This window comes from Paenibacillus sp. FSL H7-0357, assembly GCF_000758525.1.
Lineage (GTDB): Bacteria > Bacillota > Bacilli > Paenibacillales > Paenibacillaceae > Paenibacillus_AQ.
In genome coordinates, this window is the sequence record NZ_CP009241.1 from 5,191,411 (window position 1) to 5,208,912 (window position 17,502).

A 17,502-nucleotide genomic window follows, 5' to 3' on the forward strand; every position below is an offset into this window, starting at 1 on the left:
TCATCTGTGAACGCTTATATTTCAAAGAGGAGCGAAGTCTAATAGGCTCTGCCTGTTACAAAAAATGCAATATCCCGCAGATTGCGCTTTGTTTTGTTGTTTGGAAGCTCATCCAGCGCCGCCAGTGCTTTGGCTATATAGCGTGAAGCCAGCTCTTCTGCGCGGGCAATACCTTCTCCTGACAGGATCAGATCAATGGCCCGGCCCACACTGCGCTGCCCTTCACGGATAAGCTTCAGCTCCTCCAGCAGCGAATCGCGAAGCCGGTCGTCCTCAAGGCTGTATATCACGGGAAGTGTAATGTTCCCCTGGCGCATATCGCTGCCCGGAGGTTTGCCGATTTGCTTCTCCGTTCCGGAAAGATCGAGCAGATCATCACGGATCTGAAACGCCATACCGACGTTGTATCCGTAATTATAGAGCAGCCGGGCTGTCTCCGGCTCCGCATCAGCGGCCAGCGCGCCTAGCTGGCAGCTGATCGCGATGAGCAAGGCTGTCTTGCGGCGGATCCGCCGCAAATAGTGGCGCACACTCTGCTCGCTGTTGAAGAAATCACGGATCTGCTCCATTTCTCCGATGGACATTTCCACCATCGCCTTGGAGAGGATTTGGTGGATGCGGGGATTTTTCAGCTCCGAAGTCATAACGAGCGCTTTCGCATAAATATAGTCCCCGGTGTACATGGCGATCTTGTCGCCCCACTTCGCTTTGACAGTAAGCTCTCCACGCCGCAGCTCTGCATCGTCGATCACATCATCGTGAACGAGCGAAGCACTATGTATGAGCTCAAGCGGGATAGCTACACGCTTCAGCTTCTCCAGATCATATTGGCCAAATTTGCCGCCCATCAGCACAAATACTGGACGCAGACGTTTGCCGCCCGCCTTCAGCAGATGCAGGGAAGTCTCTGTCAGCAGACCATCATCGCCTTGAACGCTGCGGTACAGCTCTTTTTCGATCAGATCCATATCCTTGTTCAGCAAACCGAATATTTGCATTCGTTTCATTCTTTCACCCGTGTCAGCAGATTGTGGCTCCAAAGCTCCATCTTCACTTCCTGCGGCAGCAGGCCCATTTCATAGGCGTAGCGGAAATAGAGGTTCAGACCTTCCTGCTGCCTTTCCCCAAAGTCATAACATAAATTACGGAAATATCCTTCCCAGTAAGCAGCCGTTCCGCCGATAGCCATACACGCCTCCCGAATAACTGGCGCGAGTTCGCGGATTCCGCGTCTTTTACTTTCCGCAAAGGCCTCGGCAATCTCGGCAATCGCTTTAGGCTTACTGTTCGCTGCCTCCCGGTTTACCGCCCAGACGGCAAAGGTCATGCTGAGTCCAGTCCACTCATTCCACAGTTCACCCAGATCAGTAACGATGTAGCCCTGATTCTGCCACGAGGCTTTGATCGCATTGTCGCCGATTAAGAGACAGGCGTCCGCCTGATCCATCATGTGATCCAGATCAGGCTCTGCACTGATATATTCCGGTTTGCCATGAACGGCCTTCTCCATCAGAATCTTCAGCAGATTCACCGATGTTGCGGAGGTATTAGTTACGGCAATCCTTGCGTTTCCAAGCTGCTGAACAGGCATCCGAGAGAACAGCAGAATTGATTTGACCGGTCCCTCCGAACTGACAGATAGATCCGGAAGCAGCAGCAGACGGTCACTGGCTGCTGCATAGGCAAAGGAAGACAATGCACCTACGTGGATGGTGCCCTCAGCCATGCCCTGATTAAGAATGGCAGGCACTTCACTCACCATCTCTGCAGGATAACTTAACGAAGAGGGGTGAAAATTGTGAAATACCGGCCATGAGTTGGTATAGCTGATTTTACCGATAACGGTATGCTGCGAATTGACCATCCCTCATTCCCCCCATCTGCGAAATAAAGTGTGCTCAATGTTAAAGCTGTCCAGCACCTTGCCCACCATAAAGTTAATCAGATCATCCATGCTGACCGGGCCAAAATAAAAGGCCGGCATTGCCGGGATCAGCTTGACGCCCAGCCGGGACAGCTTCAGCATATTTTCCAGGTGAATGGCATGCAGCGGTGTCTCCCGGGGGACGAGGACCAAGGGGCGCCCTTCCTTCAGCATGACATCGGCAGCCCTTGTCATCAAATTATCGGAGCTGCCATGCGCCACAGCAGACAGTGTACCCATGGAGCAAGGCATAATAATCATCCCTTCCGTGCGGAAGGAGCCGCTGGCGATCGATGCCCCGATGTCCTGTACTTTATGATAAAGCAGAGAACCGGGATAGCCGCTGAACTTTTCGTTCAGAAAGCCTTCCCGGTCGGAGGCGGCAAAGCCAAGCTCCTCTTTAAAAACACGCCAGCCCGCATTGCTCACAACGAGATGGACCGTATACCCCAATGAAAGCAGGGTTTCCGTCAGACGAACGCCGTAAATGCCTCCGCTCGCTCCGGTAATTCCTACAACGAAATTTTTAGGCTTCTGCTCTGTCATTTGTAAAACTGCACCACCAGGTCAATCAAAGTAAATGAGAACACCACGATGCTCAGCACCCCGTTCATGGTAAAGAACGCAGTCTGCAAGCGGCTTAAGTCACTTGGAGACACAATGTGATGCTCATAAAAAAGAATGATGTAAGCAATCAGCATCCCTGCTACATACCACCAGCTTAAATCGGTGATAAAAAGGAGCGAAACGAATCCGATGCCCGTAAGAAAGTGAAATACCTTCGCAATGTCCAGCGCCCGCGGAACACCAAAGCGGACTGGAATGGAGTAAAGGCCTTCCTTCGTATCAAATTCAACATCCTGACAGGAATAGATAATATCAAAACCCGCAGTCCAAAACACAATCGTGAAATAAAAGATCATGGCTGTCCAGTCCACAGTGCCCGTGACGGCAACCCAGCCCCCAAGCGGAGCCAAGGCGATGGTTAGCCCGAGTATCAGATGGCAGGCCCAGGTGAATCGCTTCGTGAAGGAATAAAAAACAAGGAGAAAAACAGCGATCGGCAGCAGTTTCGCCGACAAGGGATTAAGCTTGAAAGCAGCCCAGAATAGTAAAAAGAATGAGATCGCAATAAAAATTATTACTTCTCCAACCTTCAGCAGCCCTGCGGGAATCGCTCTTCCTGCGGTCCGCGGATTCTTGGCGTCGCTGATCCGGTCAATCAGCCGGTTCAGGCCCATGGCCGCGCTGCGGGCGCCAAACATGGCGATAACAACCCAGCCGATCTGGGCCCAGGAAGGGAGTGTGCCGAACATGACAACTGAACCGAGCAATGCGCCCATAAATGCGAAGGGTAATGCAAAAACAGTATGTTCAAACTTGATCATTTGCAGAAAAACGCCGACTTTTTTAAACATTACAGTTCTCCTTGAGCCCAATATGTAATGCTGCGATGCCGCCGGTCAAGGGATAGGATTCCACTTGCTCAAGACCGGTTTCACGGAAAATCACCGCAAGCTGCTCTCTGTCCGGAAATAGGGCCAATGATTCGGGAAGCCATTTATATTGCTCGTATCTTTTGGCAAACAGTTTCCCAAGGAGCGGAAGTACACGCTGAAAATAAAAATAATAAATGCCTTTGAACGGCTGTTTCATCGGCTTGGAAAGCTCGAGGCAGACAACCATTCCTCCCGGCTTCACTACACGCTTCATTTCATTCAACACTTGAACGAGATCAGGCACATTGCGAAGTCCGAAGCCTATCGTCGCATAATCAAAGCTGTTGTCACCGAAAGGCAGGTCCATCGCATTGCCCTGGACCAGTGAAATGCGGTCCTGCAGTTTGCGCTCTTCCACCTTGCGGCGGCCTACCTCCAGCATGCCCGCACTGAAATCAAGCCCGATAACACTTCCGGTCTGGCTGGCATCAGCCAAGGCAATACTCCAGTCACAGGTACCGCAGCACAAGTCTACAGCGGAATCGCCGCGCTTCATGCCCATCTTGCGCATCGTGAACTTTCGCCACGCTTTATGACGGCGGAAGCTTAGAATATCATTCATCAGGTCATATTTGCCGGCAATGCTCTCAAATACGGAGTGTACAAATTGTTCCTTCGGTTTGACGCCCTGGTCACCCAAAGCTGATGTTTTCTCTATAGTCATTCTCTACCCCTCCACGGCCGCTTGTCCGGAAATTTTCGTCTGCAGGAGAAAGTGGTCAAGCGCGGAGCTAAGCTCGCTGATCAGGTGCTCGTCCTTAATGTCTTTCAGCAGTCCCTGTATGGACTGGAGCGACCCATGCAGCTTGTCGGTCAGCAGGGAATCGCATTTATATTTCAGCTTCAGCTTCTTCCAATCCTTCAGATCGAGATTCTGCTCGTCCAGCAGCTGCCGCTCTTCTTCTGTGGCTAATTCCATCACCTTCCAGTAACAATAGCCTTCCCGGGCACTTGCCGGATTACCAGACCGCCGCAGTTCCAGACATAAGGTCTCGCAGTGGCTGAATTCAGCCAGCAGCTTCTCCCACAGCTGGGTAAGCGACTCCTCAATCATCGGTGTAAAAGAAAGGAACAGCCGCATATTGAGCTGTACCGTGTGCCGCAGGTATTGTTCAGCGGAGAGCAGCATCCCCTTCATTTTGCCGTAAAGATGGGCTTTCATCACGTTAAAGTCGGCAATGGCCGTACTTAAGATGCCCACCATCTCGATCTGTTCACGTTTCGCAAGCAAATGGTAAAACCAGCTGCTGAAGTAATCGCCGGCCAGCACCTTGAGCTGACGGGAACGCATCTGGTCTCCCCCTGGTTCTTCAAGGGATATATCGATGCTCTCATGCGTATCAAGACCTAGCTGGACAAGTGCTGTTACCAGAGTATACAGCTCACCGTTTTGCGCACCGTCCGGGGTGCTGTGATTCAGAAAAATATATAACAAATGACCACGCCCATCGGAAAACGGCGGTAATTCCGTATGCCGCTGAATCATATCGTAGTCGGTGTAAGGTTTAGCAAGTTGTGGTATGCGGTACGGTTTCATTTCAGCCTCCGAAGCCATTGACGTTATGACAATATCTTTGTTCACAATCTTGTCTATTATATCACATGTTTTTTTGTCACGCACTCTAGGGCGTTCTAGTTTCATTTACCCACATCAGGGATAAATGAACTGCCTTTTCCACAGCTCGCTTTCACGAATACGGAAGCCTTTCTTGAGCGTATCTGGCAGCGGATCATTCCCGGACGCCTCCAGCTTCTGCTGCAGTTGAAGCGACCACTCCATGCGTCTGATATCCCCGGCAAGCAAAAGTCGGCGTGTGTCCAGCCATTTGTCCTCGGCTACAATGCGCAGGAGCAGCTGATCGACATTCTCCGTGTCTCGGAAAGCAAAGGAGATCGCCTGAGCCATATTCTGATATAGTTCCTTGGGCTCGTGGTTATTGCCGGTTACCTTCAGATCCAGTGACAAGACGCTCTGATCAAAGTCTACGCTATCGATGGACAGGGTAAAGGGGATTCCGTTCAGTATATCTACAAGATTATCATTATCGAGAATCGTATTTGCACCGCTGAAGGTTTCTACTACTCCCTGCTGCCTCTGCAAGGAAGGTTCGAGTTCCGCCAGCTGCGGCAGAATTACGGCAGAAGCCGTGGTCACGAGCAATACAGTTCCGATTAGCCAGCCCCGGTTCATGACCTGCCCCCTTATCCATAATTTCCGCCTTGCCGTACGTTTATACGATCCTGCAGACCTGCCTATACTTAGTTATATTTTGAAAAAAAGCAGGCTATGCCTGCTTTTCAGCTTTCGCTCTCCAGTTGTCCGTGTTTGCTCCATATTTCCGCCTTACCGCGGATTTTCATAGCTGAGGTATGATCGGTGAATTGAGCGATCAGCACCTCGCCTTTGTCCAGCTTCTCCGTATGGTGAAAGCGCGTATCCAGTCCTCTGGTAAGCCCGATTACCTGAACGCCGTTCTCTTTGGCCTTCACCACGATGTACTCGCTGCCTGACGGTGCAGGGCTAACGCCATTATTCTTCTCGGTCATCTTTGATCCTCCTAAAAGTTTTGTGAGCATATACTTCCTTGAAATCTCTTCGTACAAAACTGGCTTCGGAAGCATTCACCTTAAGTTTTGTGAGCATTTACTTCCTAGAAATTTCTTCGTACAAAACTGGCCTCGGAAGCGTTCGCTTAATTTTGTGTGAGTATACGCTTTCTCTACGCAATTGCGGATAAAGATTGCAAAAACAAATGCCGCCTTGGAGGGCGGCATAGTTGTAACTCGGAAGACTATAGGATCGATATGTAGAAATCTCTATTTGATTCCGTCTTTAAGCGCCTTACCGGGTTTGAATGCCGGTACTTTGCTTGAAGGAATTTCGATTTCTTCACCAGTTTGCGGGTTGCGGCCTTTACGTGCGGAACGTTCGCGCACTTCAAAGTTTCCGAATCCAACCAGTTGTACTTTATCGCCGCTTTGCAGAGCACCTGTGATCGCTTCGAAAACGGCATCTACCGCTTTAGTAGCATCTTTCTTGGGAAGTTCAGTTGCTTCTGTTACTACGTTGATCAAATCTGATTTATTCATGTCTTCTCACCTCCCTGGGTAAATTTCCGGTATCATACACTGTTTCCGTTTCAACGCAAAATATACGTGATAATCCCGTTTATTGCTAGATACTGGCGCCCTTCTTCCTAGAAGCGCAACAAACTTATAGTAATACAGCCCATCCATAATTTCAAGGCGTTCCTCAAAAAAGGAGCAGAAAGTATCTACTAAACCCTTAATTAGGCCGAAAATGAGAGACTATTAATGGCAGAAATTCCTATTAACCATAAAGTAGAGAAGCATTTCCGTGTAAAAAGAGTACGGAGGGGAATTCATCGGATGTCATATGCCCCCACTCCGGCACAACAAAAAGAGAGCCGGAAATTCCGGCTCTCTTTTTGTTGTGAAATGTGCCTTACAAAATGATTGCGATCAGGCCGCCTGAACCCTCGTTGATGATCCGTCCAAGTGTTTCCTGAAGCTTGTAGCGGGCATTATCCGGCATCATGGCAATTTTGCCCTGAATACCCTCGCGCACAATCGAATGCAGCGAGCGGCCAAAAATATCCGACTCCCAAATCTTGATCGGGTCATTCTCAAAGTCCTGCATCAGATAGCGCACCAGCTCTTCGCTCTGTTTCTCCGTGCCGATGATCGGCGAGAACTCCGATTCCACATCCACGCGGATCATATGAATCGAAGGTGCTGTCGCCTTCAGGCGAACCCCGAAACGCGAGCCCTGGCGGATCAGCTCCGGCTCATCGAGAGCCATTTCCGCGAGTGAAGGAGCGGCTATCCCGTAGCCGGTTGTTTTGACCATTTCCAGCGCTTCGGAGAAGCGGTCATACTCGCGTTTGGCATGGGAGAAGTCCTGCATCAGCTGCAGCAGATGATCTTTTCCGCGGATTTCAACCCCTACCACTTCCATCAGAACCTGATCATACAGTTCTTCCGGCGCATACAGGTCAATCTCGGCCACACCTTGGCCCATGTTCATTCCGCTAAGCCCTGCTTTATCGATGAAATCATATTCCGTAAACTGGGAGACCAGCCGGTCAACATCACGCAGGCGGCGGATGTCTTTCACGGTATCGCGGACGGAATTCTCATAGCTGCTGCGCAGCCAGTGATTTTCGCCCAGCACCATCACCCAGCTAGGCAGGTTCACATTGACCTCATGGACCGGGAATTCGTACAGCACTTCGCGCAGCACACCGGTCACATCGTCTTCTGTCATATTCGCAGCACTAAGCGTCATAACGGGAATATCATATTTAAGAGCCAGCTCACTGCGCAGCTGCTGTGCCTCTTCACTGCGCGGCCGGGTGGAGTTGATCACAAGCACAAACGGCTTGCCTACTTCCTTCAGCTCCGCAATGACCCGCTCTTCGGAATCAATATAAGAGTTCCGCGGGATTTCAGCAATCGTGCCGTCTGTAGTCACAACTACACCCAGCGTGGAATGCTCCTGAATCACCTTACGTGTGCCAATTTCCGCCGCTTCCTGGAAAGGAATCGGTTCCTCAAACCAAGGAGTGGAGATCATGCGAGGGCCGTTCTCATCCTCATACCCTTTTGCACCCTCCACAGCATATCCTACACAGTCGACCAGCCGGACATTCACTTCCAGCCCTTCCGCAACCTTGATCTGCACCGCGTTGTTCGGTACAAATTTCGGCTCAGTTGTCATAATGGTTTTGCCCGCTGCACTTTGCGGAAGTTCATCCACTGCCCTTACCCGATCTGCCTCGCTGGTGATGTTCGGCAAGACAATCGTCTCCATGAAGCGTTTGATGAACGTCGATTTCCCCGTGCGAACCGCGCCGACGACGCCAAGATAAATGTCTCCGCCGGTACGCTCGGCAATGTCCTTGAAAATATCCACTTTTTCCAAAAGAGATCCCCTCCTCATATTACTCCGAAGAAAAAATGCCTGAAGAGCATCGACTTCGCGTTCCGCCGGCAATCTGACCCTTGCAGGACATCCACCGGACTTTCGTATGTCCGCCCGAAGCCTAGCTGCTGCTTAAGGGCGGAACACTTTTGCCCCGCGCTAAACTCCGAATGCTCGGACATGCATTTGGACTAGTATCATCATATGTATCCGGAACGGATTTATGACCCGCAGCTGCGCAATTTGTATAGTAATTTGCGAAATGAGGTTCTGCACCCCCGCAGGGCGTCACGACGCCCGGAAGTCTTCTCATCAATCATATGAGGGCGGAGTAGTAAGTAGAACTACCTCTCTCCTTTCATGTGGCCGCTGCCGCAGAAACACCGGAAAACACAAAAAAACAGCCCCAGAATAACTTCTGGAACTGCTGTCGGCTGAAAACGGTCTATGGACTATCCGGAGGCTGAGGAACTGGCTGCCCATTAATCCACAAATACGGCAACGACTTCACCGGTACATAATAAGAAGCCTGCTCCAGCTCAATCCGCAGATCCTGATTGGCCGCAGGAGTTGCGCCTTCCTTGCCGATGGCAGACATAATATCAAAGCTGTAGTCGACATACACGTCACCGTTCTTGTCCATGATAAACTCCAGCGGCTGTCCGGAATAGACGCTCTTCAGCGTTATAGACGCCGTTCCCGCCTTTTTGGAATCAATGGTGAAGAAGCCCGGATACCGTTCCTCCCCTGCCGGGAGTGCGCCTCCATGCGCTGATTTGTAGCGGTTGACCTGGCGGGAGACATCATTTACCTTCTGCACGGTAACGAGATCCATCAGCTTTACGGTAGGATCACTTTCTTCGTCCAAGATAAGAAAATAGGCGCTGCCGCCCTTCTCAAAGGCAGCAGCCGGAATTTCATCCAAATATCCTTTTTGGCGCAGCTTCTCCAAATCAATTACGAATTTCTCATAGCGTGGAGTAGACTCCTCACTATTCAGGATCGGCAGCAGACCTTCCTCCTGCTGATAATCATCCACTGCCGCCTGGACCCGCTTGACACTCTCGCGGAAATTGCCCGCAGGCTGGTTCTGTTCTCCGCGGTACATACAGCCCGTGAGAACAAAGAGCAGCAAGCTTATTCCCAGCAGCAAGCCCATTCTGATTCCGGATGTCTTCAGCCCATCTGTGAAAAGCACTCCGTCCGCCCCTTTCTGCTCCAGCATTCTCCGAAAGTTACTTCACAAGCTTACCACAGCCCGTCCTCTTCTCCACGACGCGCTGCTTCCAGTCTGCGCCGCACTGCGGCTTTGAGCGGGTCCTCGGGGACTTCGACGCTCAAATCGTTCCAGACGGCTGCCTGGCACGCCAGACGGACGCCTGAATCCAGCAAGCCGCCAAGCTTCCGCTGCTCGGCATCCCCCGGCGGCCGAAGGGCAGCCGCCTCTTCCTGCGGGACCGTCACCTTGCACATCAGGCAACCGGCTTTGCCGCCGCAGCGGGTAGGCAGGACCACTCCCGCTTTGCGTGCAGCTTCCAGCAGGGTTACCCCGTGCTGCACGACTGTTTTTCGTCCTTCAGGCTGGAAGGTGACAGTCCATCCTTTTTGTGGCTTCATGACATAGCTTCCTTCCTTTGCTTCTTGTTAAATCTGTATCGACGTCGATACTCCAAGCAGTTTCTCCAGCTGCAGCCCAAAGGCTTCATCCAGTCCATTCTCCAGAACTAGCTGCTGCAGCAGTGGTATATGACCAGCCAGATTGACTTTCATAAAATTGGCAATAGCACTGCACCGCTCCCCCCTGCACCGCAGCAGGTTAAACACCAGCTCGTGAGCCGCAGGCATGAGGCGCATTAAGCCGATACCGTTAAAATCCTGGATGAGTGCATGCGGCAGAAGCTGCTGAACATCCACGGCATACCGGCGCGTACCGGAGCCGATCTGAAAACCGCATACCAGTTCTACCCTCGCAGCTCCGATACGGTAGCGGCTGCGCAGCGAATAGCAGCCTCCGCTATAATCTTCTTCCGGACCTCCGTCCACCGAATATCCGCTCAGAGCCGAATGAAGTACTTCGGCATCCTCCAGATCGGCGTAGAGGTCGATGTCGCGCGGCGGGGCACTCAGCTGCACTCCGTGCAGCAGAAGTCCGCAGCTTCCTCCCAGCAGCCATACAGGCGGCTTCTCCAGCCAGCTCAGGCTTAACACCTCGCATATAGAGGCTAGTGCTTCCAATATGTAGGGAATTCCCGAATCTGCCATCTACTCACGTCCTATTCCTGCAAAAAAAATCCAGCGATTCTTCCAAGAACCTTCTGCCTGAATTTAATGTAAATGCTTACATAATTGAAGCGGCTCCACCCAACAGCCCGATCAGCATAATGACAAAAGCAACTATTGATAATATAGCTCTCAGCAGGCCTTTTGTCTTGCTGCGCGCAAAGGTTATCAGAAATACGGACAATCCCATTACCAGAATCGCTATTAGCGACAACCACATTTTCGTCATCGGATCCATGGACAAACCGCCTCCATCCGGCAATATTTGATTGCGACTATTATATCATGAAGACTACGGCATGAAACCTACTAAGTCTAAGGGTTCAAAAAAAAGAGCAAAAGATCACAGAATCAGGACTGATTCCGGATCATTTGCTCTTTGCTCCGCGAAGAGTAATGCTATTTTTTTAGCATCATTTTCATTAAAGACTCCATGGTGCCGGAATTCGCGCCGCCTTTTTTGACAGCGTTGATGATATCCTGCACCGTAGCCTCGCTGACCGGTACCTTCGCCATTGATGACACCTGCTTAATTAACTGGCGGAGCTGGGCTTCATTCTGCATTGTTCCCGGTTTGACCGTACTGGCCAGCTTTTGGACGGCACCTGGTGTGATGTTTTTGCCCGCTTTTTTATTGATGGCGTTCAATGCATCCTTGGAAAAATCTTTGCTCACTTTTCATCCCTCCTCCGTCAATCCCCATTACAACATATGAGGATCCCCGTCAAAAGGTGAACGTGATCAGGAATGCCACTGCTCCCAAGTTTCCTGCGAGATCGTTTCCATCTCCGTCTTGCGGTCGCGTCCCATCAGGGCCTCAACGGCGCTGCGCGGCGTTTTGCCTTTGAACAGCACATGATAGATCTGATCAGTGATTGGCATCTGCACGCCCAGCTTAAGCGAAATAGCGTATGCGGCTTCCGTAGTGCGTATCCCTTCAACGACCATGCCCATAGACTCCAGCACTTCAGAGAGCGGTTTCCCTTGGCCAAGCAACGAACCTGCTCGCCAGTTGCGGCTATGCTGGCTCGTTGCTGTTACCACAAGGTCACCGAGTCCAGCCAGACCGGCAAAGGTCAGCGGATTGGCACCCAGCTCGACACCGACGCGGGAAATCTCGGCAAGACCGCGGGTGAGCAATGCCGCCTTGGCATTATCGCCAAAACCCAGACCGTCAGACAGACCTGCCCCAAGCGCTATGATATTCTTCAGTGCTCCGGCCAGTTCAACGCCTACCTGATCTCGATTGGTGTACACACGGAAATCATTGTTGATAAATAGACTTTGTGCTTCTGTAGCGCGTCTGTCGTCCGGTGATGCTACCACAACCGTTGTAGGACACAGGCGCACCACCTCTTCGGCGTGGCTAGGTCCGGACAAAACAACCACCTGGCCTTCATCACAGCCCAGCTCCTCGGAAATGACGGTGGACATCCGTTTCATGGATTCCGTCTCAAAGCCCTTTGTAGCATGTACACAGAGCATATCTTCTTTCCAGAAAGGTTTGAGGCTGCGGGCGACCTGGCGCATTCCGGAGGACGGGGCAACAATAACCACCGCCTTGGAACCGGTGACCGCTGTCTCCATATCCGTAGTTGCAATGATATTAGCGGGCAAAGAAATCCCGGGCAAGAAATGCTCATTCGTGTGAGCCTCATTAATCTCGGCAGCCTGTTCGGACCTGCGTGTCCATAGATAAACCTCCGAGTGGTTAGCCGCCAGCACAGTAGCCAGCGCAGTTCCCCAACTGCCCGCGACCAGCACGGTTACTTTATCAGACAACGCGATTCCCCTCCTTGACTTTAGCGCCGATTTTATTCTCTCTTCCCTGGGAGATCTTCACAATATTGCTGCGGTGCCGCCAGAAAGCGAAAACTGCAATGATAAGGCTTCCCCACAATTCAGGTGTTGTAAATTCGGTAAACAGCAGGAATACCGGGGTAAGCGCAACAAAAATCAGGGAGCCCAGCGACACAAAGCGGGTAATAACGATGGCCAGAATGGCAATGATCCCTGCAATCAGCGCAGGCCAAAAACAAAGCGTAGCCATTACGCCAATTGTAGTCGCAATGCCCTTCCCGCCGCGAAAGTGAAAGTAGAGCGGCCAATTATGCCCGATGATGGCTGCGACCCCGCAAGCCACCGCGATCCAGGTTCCCCAGCCGCCAGCCCAGGTTCCGAGCCAAACTGCGGCAATTCCCTTCAGTACGTCCAGAACCAGCACCAGTATTGCCGGTCCTTTCCCCATCACACGCAGCGTATTGGTCGCTCCGGCATTGCCGCTTCCGTATTGACGGATATCAATACCTTTTAGCAGCCGGGCGAGCAATACACTGAAGCTGACAGAGCCAAGCAAATAGCTTACAACGATCACCAGAAGTTCAAACGCCACTACTCTTCTCCCCTAACCTTCGTTTTCGGATTTGCGCCGTGTAAACAGACGGATTGGTGTTCCTTCAAAATTGAACGCCGCGCGGATTTTGTTCTCCAGGTATCGTTCATAGGAGAAGTGCATCAGCGACGGGTCATTGACGAATACCACAATCGTCGGCGGCTTGACAGCAACCTGAGTGACATAATTGATGCGCAGGCGCCGTCCTTTATCCGTTGGCGGAGGATTAATGGCCACAGCATCGGACACCACATCGTTGACCAAATGCGTCGTAATCCGCAGAGCATGCTGCTGGGCGACATGCTGCACCACCGGCAGCAGCTTCTGCAGACGCTGTTTCGTTAATGCGGACAAGAACACTACAGGTGCGTAGCTCATGAACAGGAAGTGATCCCGGATTTTGGTCTCAAAGTTCTGCATCGTCTTGTCATCCTTCTCGACGGCATCCCATTTGTTGACCACAAAGATCGAAGCTTTCCCGGCATCATGAGCATAACCGGCAATATGCTTATCCTGATCGATAATGCCTTCTTCGCCGTTGATTACCACCAGAACAACATCAGCCCGCTCAATGGCCCGCATTGCGCGCATCACGCTGTATTTTTCCGTGGTTTCATATACTTTGCCGCGTTTGCGCATACCCGCAGTATCGATCAGAACATAGCGCTGCCCGTCCCGTTCAAAAGGAGTATCAATGGCATCGCGTGTAGTCCCTGCGACATCGCTGACAATTACGCGTTCTTCACCCAAAATGGCGTTGACCAAAGAAGATTTACCTACATTCGGCCGGCCGATCAGGGCCACACGAATCACATCTTCGTCGTATTCCTCTTCAGTTGGCTCTGGAAGCTTCTCGGTTACCGCATCCAGCAAATCGCCGATTCCGGTACCATGGCTGCCGGAGATGCCGATAGGATCGCCGATTCCCAGGGTGTAAAATTCATAAATATCATCCGTGCGCTTCATATTGTCCACTTTATTGATTGCAAGCACGATCGGTTTGCCGGAACGGAAAAGAATTTGTGCCACTTCTTCATCCGAATTGGTCAGTCCGCTTTTCGCCTCGCACATAAAGACGATGACATCCGCTTCCTCAATCGCCAGCTCCGCCTGAACACGGATTGATTTCAGAATCGCGTCTTCACCATCAATTTCAATCCCTCCGGTATCAATTACACTGAAGGATTTGCCGTTCCAATCTGAAACGCCATAAATCCGGTCGCGTGTAATCCCCGGTTTATCTTCTACAATGGCCAGTCTATCGCCAATCAGCCTGTTAAATATCGTCGATTTTCCGACGTTAGGCCTCCCTACGATGGCCACAACGGGTCTTGCCATATTCATTCCTCCTGTCGTCCTTACGTAACTCATCATAGCAAAAAACAATAAAATTGGCTAACCAGCTTGTACCTTACCCCTTTTGGACTTTACATGCCTGTAAAAACACAATCGGCGAACCCTCTTATCGAGGGCTCGCCGATTACTTTACCCGGTATGACAATCTAAAGGATTAGTTGTTACCCTTGAATTTGTCCAGCTTGTCGCCGAAGCGTTCAGCAAGCGTGAAGCTGAGTCCTTCGTTGCTAAGCGATACGTTAGGATTGTTCAGCACTTCTTTAGGAGCTCTGTCTCTGCTGTTGCTGCGTTCCGGTCTTGCTGTAGGAGCCGGAGCTTCTTCGGTTTCTTTGATGCTCAGGCTGACGCGTTTCTCGGATGGATTGAAGTCAAGCACTTTCACTTGTACTTCTTGTCCTTCTTTGAGCACTTCATGCGGAGTACCGATGTGCTTGTGGGAGATTTGCGAGATATGCACAAGGCCTTCCACGCCTGGAAGCAGTTCAACAAACGCGCCGAAGTTTACAAGGCGTTTTACTTCGCCTGTAACTACATCGCCAATGTTGATTTTACCGGCTGCAGAATCCCAAGGACCTGGAGCAGCAGCTTTGATGCTGAGGCTGATTTTGCCTTTTTCAGGATCAACCTTAAGCACTTTTACGCGAACCTTGTCGCCTTCGGAAACAACATCGGAAGGTTTTTCGACATGGTTCCAAGCGATTTCGGATACGTGAACCAATCCGTCAACGCCGCCCACATCAACAAATGCGCCGAATTGTGTCAGACGTTGCACAGTACCTTCGATGATTTGTCCTTCGGACAGCTCAGCCATAATCTTCAATTTGTTGGCTTCGAATTCTTCTTCCAGCACTTCTTTGGCGGAAAGAATAACCTTGCTGTTCTCACGGTCCAGTTCTTTCACTTTCACGCGTAGAGTGCGGCCTTTGTAGTCGCTGAAATCTTCTACAAAGTGACGTTCAACCATGGAAGCCGGAATAAATCCGCGCGCGCCGACATCAGCTACGAGGCCGCCTTTGACAACGTCAGCCACAGTAACATCGAACGCTTCCTGGGAAGCAAAATATTTCTCCAGATCTTCCCATGATTTCTCGCTGTCAATTGCACGTTTGGAGAGAACCAGGCTTTCCTTGTTGTCGTTGATGCTGACAACCTTGCATTCCACTTCTTGTCCAACTTCTACTGCTGCTGCAGCGTTGTCCAGTTGTACGGAAGACAATTCGCGAATAGGAATAACGCCGTCGTATTTATATCCAATGCTTACGTAAGCTTGGTTATCTTCGATTTTGACGATTGTTCCTTTCACGGTATCGCCTTTTTTCAACGAAATGATTTCCAAACCTTCTTGGCTTGTCACTTCTTCTTCGTTAACTACAGCGGATTCCACTGTTTCTGTTGCTTCCACGGCTTCGTTGTTCTCAACATTAGCCGCAGCTTCCTGATTTCTAGTTTCTTCAGACATGTGATTACCCTCCTCGATTCAAAACCCCATTTATTTAAACCCGCGTAGAGCAGAGTTCAAAACAAGCATTACCTAAATATCACTTACATTTTTAAGTTAGTATGTTCCAAAAAATAGCGGTTATGCCGTTATTCCTCAGCATCTGCAAAAAGCGGCGTGATTCAACGTTTATCTTGCACTGGGCCTGCCGGTCTTGGCCATCTCATGAATCCGTCCCATAATTACATCAGTGACTTCTTCAAGAGACTCGCTTCCCTTTCCATCAAACGAACTGAGGTCAATGGGAGCCCCATAAATGACAGTCATCCGGCGAAAGGGCTTGTAAGATCCAACGATAGCGGCCGGAACAACTGCTGCACCGCTGCGAAGCGCAAAACTCGCTGCGCCCTTCTTAGCCACACCGGAATCAGAGTTTCGCGTCCCTTCCGGAAAGATGCCCATAACATGTCCGCTGCGAAGCGTATTAAGGGCCGTTTTGATGGATTCTTTGCTTACGCCGCCACGTTTCACCGGAAAAGCGCCCAACTTATTAATGAGCCAGCCTAGCACAGGAACCTTGAACAGCTCTGCTTTGGCCATATACTTTACCTGGCGGTTCAGCTTAATGCCGATCGTCATTGGATCAAGCAGGCTGATGTGATTGGCGCAGAGCAGCACCCCGCCCTCCTTCGGCACATTCTCTTTCCCGACAATCTTCAGCGGGAACAGGATGGCATAAATCAAGCGAAGCAACCCACAGCAAATGGCATAAATCATGAATGATTTCTCTCCCCGTCAACATGAGATCTGCAGTGGGAGACAATGGCTTCCACGGCTTGCCTGATATCCATAAAGGTCGTGTCAAGAAGAATGGCATCTTCTGCACGGCGCAGCGGTGAAATCTCCCGTCCTTCATCAAGACGGTCACGGGCTGCAATATCGTGTTCAAGCTGCTGGAGAGTTATTGTTTCCGTTTCCTTCAGCTCTTTGTAACGGCGGAGAGCCCGTTCCTCCACACTTGCCGTCATGAAAATCTTCACTTCGGCATCCGGCAGCACGGTCGTACCGATATCGCGGCCATCCATCACGACCCCCTTGCGAAGCGCCATCTGACGCTGCAAATGACTGAGTCTGGATCTAACGCCCTCGATCTTCGAATACTGCGACACCTGGCCGCTAACCTGGAGACTGCGGATATGCGGGGTTACGTCCTCCCCATTGATCAGCACCTTCTGGATGTCCTGCTCCGGAATAAGCTCAATCACCATATCGCGGACACTTTGATCCACCGATTCATGATCTTCCGGCGGAATGCCTCTGCGGAGCATATCCCAGGTAATGGCCCGGTACATTGCACCCGTATCAACATAAATGTAAGACAACTTCTGTGCTACCAATCGGGCTACAGTGCTCTTGCCTGCCCCGGCAGGTCCGTCGATGGCGACGTTGATTCTGTCGTAAGTATGTGTCCCCTGCCTAACCAACGGGGCATTCCTCCTCAAACACGCTTTCATTAAGAAATACGTCCACCGACGTATCTCTAGGAACTTGATGATCTTATCAAGAAAAAAGCAGGCATTGCCTGCGACTTATAAAATTATACCACAGTTTATACCTCAGTGCAAAATGGCATAGCATTAATTCAGCATAAAAAAGGCTATTTTGATG

The 17,502-nt window shown here is 50.9% G+C and carries 21 protein-coding genes; all 21 read right to left on the minus strand.

Annotated features, from left to right (window positions below):
* Nucleotides 1-38: 38 nt before the first annotated feature.
* The 21 genes from H70357_RS22800 to cmk all read right to left on the minus strand — a co-directional run bounded on the left by H70357_RS22800 (nucleotide 39) and on the right by cmk (nucleotide 17,318).
* Nucleotides 39-1,007 carry a polyprenyl synthetase family protein gene (locus tag H70357_RS22800; RefSeq protein WP_038594507.1) on the minus strand — a complete coding sequence of 323 codons (969 nt, stop codon included), beginning with the start codon at nucleotides 1,005-1,007 and terminating at the stop codon, nucleotides 39-41.
* Nucleotides 1,004-1,864 carry a menaquinone biosynthetic enzyme MqnA/MqnD family protein gene (locus H70357_RS22805; RefSeq protein WP_038594509.1) on the minus strand — a complete coding sequence of 287 codons (861 nt, stop codon included), beginning with the start codon at nucleotides 1,862-1,864 and terminating at the stop codon, nucleotides 1,004-1,006. Before H70357_RS22805 ends, H70357_RS22800 begins: the two co-directional genes overlap by 4 nt.
* Before the next feature lie 3 nt (nucleotides 1,865-1,867).
* Complete coding sequence (locus H70357_RS22810; RefSeq protein WP_038594512.1) at nucleotides 1,868-2,470, minus strand: UbiX family flavin prenyltransferase; 603 nt, start codon at nucleotides 2,468-2,470, stop codon at nucleotides 1,868-1,870.
* Nucleotides 2,467-3,342: a UbiA-like polyprenyltransferase gene (locus tag H70357_RS22815; RefSeq protein ID WP_038594514.1), complete on the minus strand. Its 876-nt coding sequence runs from the start codon at nucleotides 3,340-3,342 to the stop codon at nucleotides 2,467-2,469. Before H70357_RS22815 ends, H70357_RS22810 begins: the two co-directional genes overlap by 4 nt.
* The gene (locus tag H70357_RS22820; protein ID WP_038594516.1) at nucleotides 3,335-4,087 is read right to left on the minus strand and encodes a demethylmenaquinone methyltransferase; all 753 of its coding nucleotides are present in this window, start codon (nucleotides 4,085-4,087) and stop codon (nucleotides 3,335-3,337) included. Before H70357_RS22820 ends, H70357_RS22815 begins: the two co-directional genes overlap by 8 nt.
* 3 nt (nucleotides 4,088-4,090) lie before the next feature.
* Nucleotides 4,091-4,960 carry a heptaprenyl diphosphate synthase component 1 gene (locus H70357_RS22825; protein ID WP_038594518.1) on the minus strand — a complete coding sequence of 290 codons (870 nt, stop codon included), beginning with the start codon at nucleotides 4,958-4,960 and terminating at the stop codon, nucleotides 4,091-4,093.
* Nucleotides 4,961-5,074: 114 nt separating this feature from the next.
* On the minus strand, nucleotides 5,075-5,614 hold the full coding sequence (locus tag H70357_RS22830) for a hypothetical protein (RefSeq protein ID WP_038594520.1): 540 nt from the start codon (nucleotides 5,612-5,614) through the stop codon (nucleotides 5,075-5,077).
* Nucleotides 5,615-5,721: 107 nt separating this feature from the next.
* A complete protein-coding gene (mtrB, locus tag H70357_RS22835) occupies nucleotides 5,722-5,970 on the minus strand; it encodes a trp RNA-binding attenuation protein MtrB (RefSeq protein WP_038594522.1) in 249 nt (82 codons plus the stop codon).
* Between the two features lie 270 nt (nucleotides 5,971-6,240).
* Entirely contained in the window at nucleotides 6,241-6,513 is a 273-nt protein-coding gene (locus tag H70357_RS22840) for an HU family DNA-binding protein (RefSeq protein WP_019909963.1), read from the minus strand.
* A gap of 376 nt (nucleotides 6,514-6,889) precedes the next feature.
* Nucleotides 6,890-8,368: a stage IV sporulation protein A gene (gene spoIVA, locus H70357_RS22845; protein ID WP_038594524.1), complete on the minus strand. Its 1,479-nt coding sequence runs from the start codon at nucleotides 8,366-8,368 to the stop codon at nucleotides 6,890-6,892.
* A 445-nt stretch (nucleotides 8,369-8,813) separates the two neighbouring features.
* A complete protein-coding gene (locus H70357_RS22850; RefSeq protein ID WP_231578305.1) occupies nucleotides 8,814-9,593 on the minus strand; it encodes a DUF3939 domain-containing protein in 780 nt (259 codons plus the stop codon).
* Between the two features lie 23 nt (nucleotides 9,594-9,616).
* Entirely contained in the window at nucleotides 9,617-9,985 is a 369-nt protein-coding gene (locus H70357_RS22855) for a 2Fe-2S iron-sulfur cluster-binding protein (protein ID WP_038594526.1), read from the minus strand.
* A 27-nt stretch (nucleotides 9,986-10,012) separates the two neighbouring features.
* Nucleotides 10,013-10,630, minus strand: a complete 618-nt coding sequence (locus H70357_RS22860) for a hypothetical protein (RefSeq protein ID WP_038594527.1) — start codon at nucleotides 10,628-10,630, stop codon at nucleotides 10,013-10,015.
* 76 nt (nucleotides 10,631-10,706) lie between these two features.
* Nucleotides 10,707-10,886, minus strand: a complete 180-nt coding sequence (locus H70357_RS22865) for a DUF2768 family protein (RefSeq protein ID WP_038594528.1) — start codon at nucleotides 10,884-10,886, stop codon at nucleotides 10,707-10,709.
* 161 nt (nucleotides 10,887-11,047) lie between these two features.
* On the minus strand, nucleotides 11,048-11,323 hold the full coding sequence (locus H70357_RS22870; protein ID WP_038594530.1) for a stage VI sporulation protein F: 276 nt from the start codon (nucleotides 11,321-11,323) through the stop codon (nucleotides 11,048-11,050).
* A gap of 66 nt (nucleotides 11,324-11,389) precedes the next feature.
* Entirely contained in the window at nucleotides 11,390-12,430 is a 1,041-nt protein-coding gene (locus H70357_RS22875) for an NAD(P)H-dependent glycerol-3-phosphate dehydrogenase (protein WP_038594532.1), read from the minus strand.
* Entirely contained in the window at nucleotides 12,423-13,040 is a 618-nt protein-coding gene (gene plsY, locus H70357_RS22880; protein WP_038594534.1) for a glycerol-3-phosphate 1-O-acyltransferase PlsY, read from the minus strand. Before plsY ends, H70357_RS22875 begins: the two co-directional genes overlap by 8 nt.
* Nucleotides 13,041-13,052: 12 nt before the next feature.
* Entirely contained in the window at nucleotides 13,053-14,378 is a 1,326-nt protein-coding gene (gene der / locus H70357_RS22885) for a ribosome biogenesis GTPase Der (protein WP_038594536.1), read from the minus strand.
* 172 nt (nucleotides 14,379-14,550) lie between these two features.
* Nucleotides 14,551-15,855, minus strand: coding sequence for a 30S ribosomal protein S1 (rpsA, locus tag H70357_RS22890; protein ID WP_038594538.1), 1,305 nt, complete (start codon nucleotides 15,853-15,855; stop codon nucleotides 14,551-14,553).
* Nucleotides 15,856-16,023: 168 nt separating this feature from the next.
* Complete coding sequence (locus H70357_RS22895) at nucleotides 16,024-16,611, minus strand: lysophospholipid acyltransferase family protein (protein WP_038594540.1); 588 nt, start codon at nucleotides 16,609-16,611, stop codon at nucleotides 16,024-16,026.
* Entirely contained in the window at nucleotides 16,608-17,318 is a 711-nt protein-coding gene (gene cmk, locus H70357_RS22900; RefSeq protein ID WP_038594542.1) for a (d)CMP kinase, read from the minus strand. Before cmk ends, H70357_RS22895 begins: the two co-directional genes overlap by 4 nt.
* Between the last annotated feature and the right edge of the window lie 184 nt (nucleotides 17,319-17,502).